The following is a 4,762-nucleotide window of genomic DNA, read 5'->3' on the forward strand; positions in this document are numbered from 1 at the left end:
CGTGGGCACCGCGCTGGCGGCCGGCGCGGCCGGCGCGGTGGCGGGCGCCGCCATCGGCTACATGGCGGGCTCCTCCGGCAACGACAAGGCCGCCCAACAGGGCCAGCAGCAAAACGCCGCTCCGGCCGACCAACAGTCGCAAGCGGCCCATCAGCCCGCGCAGCAGCCTGAAAAAGGCGGCATGCCCTGGGGCATGCTGGCGCTGCTGGGCCTGGTGCTGGTCGGCGGCATGATGTTCTTCCGCCGCAAGGCCGGCAACCCGGCCGCCAACGCGCCGCAGCCGGCCGGCATGCCGCGCGGCATGGCCGACAACCACGGCCAATCCAACTTCGACGCCATTCCCAAGATCGGCTCCGGCATGAACGGCGGCGCGGCCCCGGCCGGCAACGGCTTCGGCGGCGGCTTCAACGCGGCGCCCGCTCCGGCCCGCCTGCCCGACGGCACCGAAACCCCGCACTTCCTGCGCCAGGCCAAGGCCACCTTCCTGCACCTGCAGAGCCTGAACACGCCGGAGAGCCTGGAAGAAGTGCGCAAGTACATGACGCCGGACCTGTTCAGTGCGCTGGCCGGCGACATCGCCGGCAACAGCGGCGTGGCCGACTTCTCGCAGCTCGACTGCCAGTTGTCCGACGCCACCGTCGAGAACGGCGCCTACATCGCCAGCGTCACCTTCAGCGGCAATGTCAGCGAGGAAGTGGGCGCCCCGGCCGTGCCGTTCACCGAAACCTGGCATTACGTGAAGGATGGCGGCACCGGCGGCAAGTGGCTGGTGGCCGGCATCCAACAAAACTGACGAGACGCCGCTCAGCTGTTGTTTTTGCTGCGCGCTTAACAGTCGTTGACGACGGGCCCTAGGGCCCGTTTTTTATTTCAACGCCCATGCACTAAACTGGAATGCCGATTGCTTCAGCAGCGGACAAGGGCCGAAGAGCCCGCATCTTGGACACGGAGGCAGTATCGCGATGACAGCATTCGAGCACGCCGGCCTGAAAATCGGCAGCCACTTCCAACCCGTCTACAGCCTGGCGCACCGGCGCAGCATAGGCGTGGAGGCGTTGCTGCGCGCCGAACAAGGCCAGACCGCGCTCTCACCCGCTGAGGCCTTCTACACCGCGGTGTCGCCCGAGCAGCGCCACCAGCTCGATCTGGCGGTGTGCCGCGCCCATATCCAGCGCTACCTGCAGCTGCAGTCCGACCATCCCCGCTGGCTGTTCCTCAATATCGACGCCGCCTCGCTATCCCGCCCGGACCGCGCGATGGCGCTGGTCAACCACATCCGCCAGGCCGGCCTGGAGCCGCACCAGGTGGTGCTGGAAGTGCTGGAGCATGTGCTGGAGGTAGACGAGGCGCTGATCGAAGGCGTCAACATCCTGAAGAACAACGGCTTCATGATCGCGATCGACGATTTCGGCGTCGGCCACTCCAATCTGGAGCGGGTATGCCAGTTGGAGCCCAGCCTGGTCAAATTCGACCGCCAGCTGCTGCGCAACGCCATCGTCCAGCCGCGCAGCCGCGCCTTGCTGTCCAGGCTAGTGCGCCTGATGCACGAAATCGGTGCGCTGGTGGTGGTAGAGGGCATAGAAACCGAGCGCGACGTGCTGGTGGCGATGGATTCCGGCTGCGATCTGATCCAGGGCTTTTTCATCGCCAAGCCGGCCGAGGCCCCCGACGCCGACGAACTGATCACCCCCAGGCTGGACGAGCGCTGGGACGAATTGATGGCGCACGCGCTGCTCAAGCGCAAGCTCACCCGCCGCCAGATCGAGCTGGCGCGGCAATGCTTCGTGCAAAGCGCGATCTCGCTGATGCAGAGCACCCCGTTCGATCTGGCGGCCAAGCCGATGCTGTCGCTGCCGGACGTGATCCGCTGCTTCCTGCTGGACAGCGAGGGCCGGCAGATCGGCCGCAACCTCAACAGCCGCCAGTCGTCGACCAGCGCCGACCCGCGCTACGCGCCTCTGTCCGACACCACCGGCGCGGTGTGGTCGCGCCGCAGTTATTTTCAGCACGCGGTAGACCAACCCGGCGTGCTGTACATGAGCGAGCCCTATCTGTCGATGACCGACCCGCGCTCCTGCGTGACGATGTCGATGGCGATAGAGATCGACGAGTGCATGCACGTGCTGTGCGCCGACCTGCTGGTGCCGCAGCACGACACCCTCTGACGCCATCCGCGCGGATAAAACAAAAGCGGCCCGGATGGGCCGCTTTCTCATTGCGCGCCGCGCTTACTGCGCCGGCGTCACGTCCTGGATGTACTCGAACAGCGTCACCACCTTCTGCACGCCGGCCGTCTCGCTGACCACGCGCGAAGCCTCGACGCCCTCGCCCTGGGTCACCAGGCCCAGCATGTAGACCACGCCGCGCTCGGTCACCACCTTGATGTTGTTCGGATTCACGCCCTTGCCGTCCAGCAGCCGGGTGCGCACCTTGCTGGTGATCCAGGTGTCGTTGCTGCGCTCGGAGAAGCCGGATACCGGGCCCACCGTGGTGTAGTTGTACACGCGGCGCACATTCGGCAGGCCGCGCACGATCAGCTCGGCCTGCTGGCGCGCCTCCTCGCTCGGCACCTCGCCGGTCAGCAGCACCGCGCGGTTGAAGCTGGTGCGGTTGACGTGGGCCGACGGCAGGCGGTTGGCGATCTGCTCGCCGGACTTCAGCTCGATCGCCTGATCGTCGACATAGGCGCCGCTGGTGCGGCGGTCCGACGCCACCAGCGCGCCGCCGGCGGCCCCCGCGGCCACCAGGCCGACGCAGCCGCTCAAAACGCTGACCAGTCCCGCGGCCAGCAACAATGCAAATGCGTTGCGCTTCATTTCTTACTCCCCTCCAAGCAGCATGCAATCAATGGCGTCGCACAACGCGTGGATCAGCAGGATATGCACTTCCTGGATCCGGCAGGTGCGCAGCGACGGCACGTTCAGGTGTATATCTTCCGGCGACAGTATTTCAGTGATCTTGCCGCCGTCCTTGCCGGTAAGCGCGATCACGCTCATGCCGCGCTCATGGGCGGCGTAAACCGCCTCGATCACGTTGGCGGAATTGCCGGATGTGGAGATCGCCAGCAGCAGGTCGTTGGTATGGCCCAACGCCCTCACCTGCTTGGAAAACACCATGTCGAAATCGTAGTCGTTGCCGATGGCGGTCAGCCCCGAGGTGTCGGTGGCCAACGAAATCGCCGCCAGGCCCGGGCGCTCCTTCTCGAAGCGGCCCACCATCTCGGCGGCGAAATGCTGGGCGTCGGCGGCGGAGCCGCCGTTGCCGCAAGCCAGAATCTTGCCCTCGTTCATCAGGCAGGCCACCATCCGCTCGGCCGCCGCAGCCACGCCGGGCGACAGCAACTCCATCGCCTCCTGCTTGGCGGCGATGCTTTCCAGGAAATGGCCGTTGACCCGGTCAATCAGATCCATTGGGGAATCCCCTTTTCTCAACAGTTACTGCGTGATCACATTCTTCAGCCACTGCGGCTCGGCGCCGCCGACGCTGACCACCGCGTCGAAGCGGCAGGGCGAGTCGATATTGTGGCTGCTTAGATAGACTTCCGCGGCCAGCATCAGTTTCCTTTGCTTGGCCGCGGTGATGCTGTCGGCGGCGCCGCCGAAGCGGCTGCCGCCGCGATGGCGGACCTCGACGAATACCAGCGCGTCGCCGTCGCGCATGATCAGATCCAGCTCGCCGCCGCGGCAATGCCAGTTGCGCGCCACCAGCTTCAGGCCGCGCGCTTGCAGCAGCGCCAGCGCGCGGTCCTCGGCGTCGCGGCCGGCCTGGTTCATTGCAGCGCGTTGCCGCCCATCACGCCGGCCGGCAGCTGGCGTTCGAACGCGCGGTCCCGTCCCAGCTTCAAATCGCCGGTGACGCCGTCCAGCCTCACCGCCGCGCCCGGACGGCTGACCGCCAGCTGCACCGCTAGCCTATAGGCGTCGATGCCCAGCGCGTACAGCCGCTCGGTCTGCCGCGTCAGCGGCACCGCCGGATGCGGGTAACGCTGCACCGCCGGATGCGCCGGCATCAGGAACCACGGCATGTCGATGAAACGCACGCCGGCCAATTCCGCCTGCGCGCCGCCGACATTCAGCTGCGAAGTGCCGTACACCGGCACATCCGGCGTCAGCGCCGACTTGAGCTTGGCCGCCTGCGCCACGTCCAGCGCCAGCGCGACGGCGTCGGCCTGGCCGGCCGCCTGCAGCAGCGGAGTCATATCGTTGGCGTCGAAAGCCATCTGCCGCGCCGGCTTGCCGGCCACCGCGCGCCATTCATCGGCGAAGGCCTTGCCTAGCCGCTGCGACAGCGCGTCGCCGCCCACCACCAGCAGCGGATTGGCGCGGCCGTCGTCGCGCATCAGCCGCGCCAGCTGGCGGGCCTCGCCTTCCACGATCAGCGACAGCGAATACAACTTGGGATTGGCCGCCGCCTGCCGGTCAATCGAATTGAGCGCGATGGTGGGCACCGTCACCGACGGCGCCAGCTTGGCGATAGATTCCCGCGACAGCGGCCCGATCACCACGTTGACGCCGTCCGCCACCGCCGCGCGGTAGCGTTCCACCACGTTGTCGCCGGTAGCGTCCACGCTGTAGAGCTCGGCGCTCTGATCCATCTGGGCCGCCGCCTCCACGCCGCTGCGCACCACCGCCGCCGCTTCGCCCAGCACGGACGACTCCGTCGGCAAAATCACGCCGATCCGGATCTTGCCGCGCGTGGCCGGTTTCACCGCCAGCGCTCCGGATGCCGGCGCATCGGCCCGAACCGCGGCCGGCGTCGGCGT

6 protein-coding genes are annotated in these 4,762 nt (G+C 67.4%); 2 read left to right on the forward strand and 4 right to left on the reverse strand.

Features of this window, described 5'->3' with window-relative positions; translation table 11 throughout:
• Together LQR33_RS22930 and LQR33_RS22935 are read left to right on the forward strand one after the other, a co-directional pair.
• The coding region (locus tag LQR33_RS22930) for a Tim44 domain-containing protein (RefSeq protein ID WP_231470572.1) at positions 1-793 on the forward strand (793 nt) is incomplete at its 5' end.
• A gap of 169 nt (positions 794-962) precedes the next feature.
• Entirely contained in the window at positions 963-2,165 is a 1,203-nt protein-coding gene (locus LQR33_RS22935; RefSeq protein WP_166439578.1) for a sensor domain-containing phosphodiesterase, read from the forward strand.
• Between the two features lie 63 nt (positions 2,166-2,228).
• On the opposite strand, the gene LQR33_RS22940 is transcribed toward LQR33_RS22935, so the two are convergent.
• The 4 genes from LQR33_RS22940 to LQR33_RS22955 form a co-directional block, all read right to left on the reverse strand.
• Positions 2,229-2,816 (reverse strand): BON domain-containing protein, encoded by a 588-nt coding sequence (locus LQR33_RS22940; RefSeq protein ID WP_046158529.1) that lies wholly within the window; start codon positions 2,814-2,816, stop codon positions 2,229-2,231.
• Between the two features lie 3 nt (positions 2,817-2,819).
• The gene (locus LQR33_RS22945; protein ID WP_021475806.1) at positions 2,820-3,410 is read right to left on the reverse strand and encodes a phosphoheptose isomerase; all 591 of its coding nucleotides are present in this window, start codon (positions 3,408-3,410) and stop codon (positions 2,820-2,822) included.
• A 24-nt stretch (positions 3,411-3,434) separates the two neighbouring features.
• On the reverse strand, positions 3,435-3,773 hold the full coding sequence (locus tag LQR33_RS22950) for a YraN family protein (RefSeq protein WP_021475807.1): 339 nt from the start codon (positions 3,771-3,773) through the stop codon (positions 3,435-3,437).
• Positions 3,770-4,762, reverse strand: a 993-nt coding sequence (locus LQR33_RS22955) for a penicillin-binding protein activator (RefSeq protein WP_231470574.1), incomplete at its 5' end; no start/stop codon positions are given. The genes LQR33_RS22955 and LQR33_RS22950, both read right to left, overlap by 4 nt.

It is taken from the genome of Chromobacterium piscinae (assembly GCF_021129175.1).
Classification (GTDB): domain Bacteria; phylum Pseudomonadota; class Gammaproteobacteria; order Burkholderiales; family Chromobacteriaceae; genus Chromobacterium; species Chromobacterium piscinae.

Bases quoted from the DNA above. Each gene is read 5' to 3' on its own strand.
- LQR33_RS22945 (WP_021475806.1), bottom strand. From the start codon at position 3,410: ATGGATCTGATTGACCGGGTCAACGGCCATTTCCTGGAAAGCATCGCC.
- LQR33_RS22935 (WP_166439578.1), top strand. From the start codon at position 963: ATGACAGCATTCGAGCACGCCGGCCTGAAAATCGGCAGCCACTTCCAA.
- LQR33_RS22940 (WP_046158529.1), bottom strand. From the start codon at position 2,816: ATGAAGCGCAACGCATTTGCATTGTTGCTGGCCGCGGGACTGGTCAGC.
- LQR33_RS22950 (WP_021475807.1), bottom strand. From the start codon at position 3,773: ATGAACCAGGCCGGCCGCGACGCCGAGGACCGCGCGCTGGCGCTGCTG.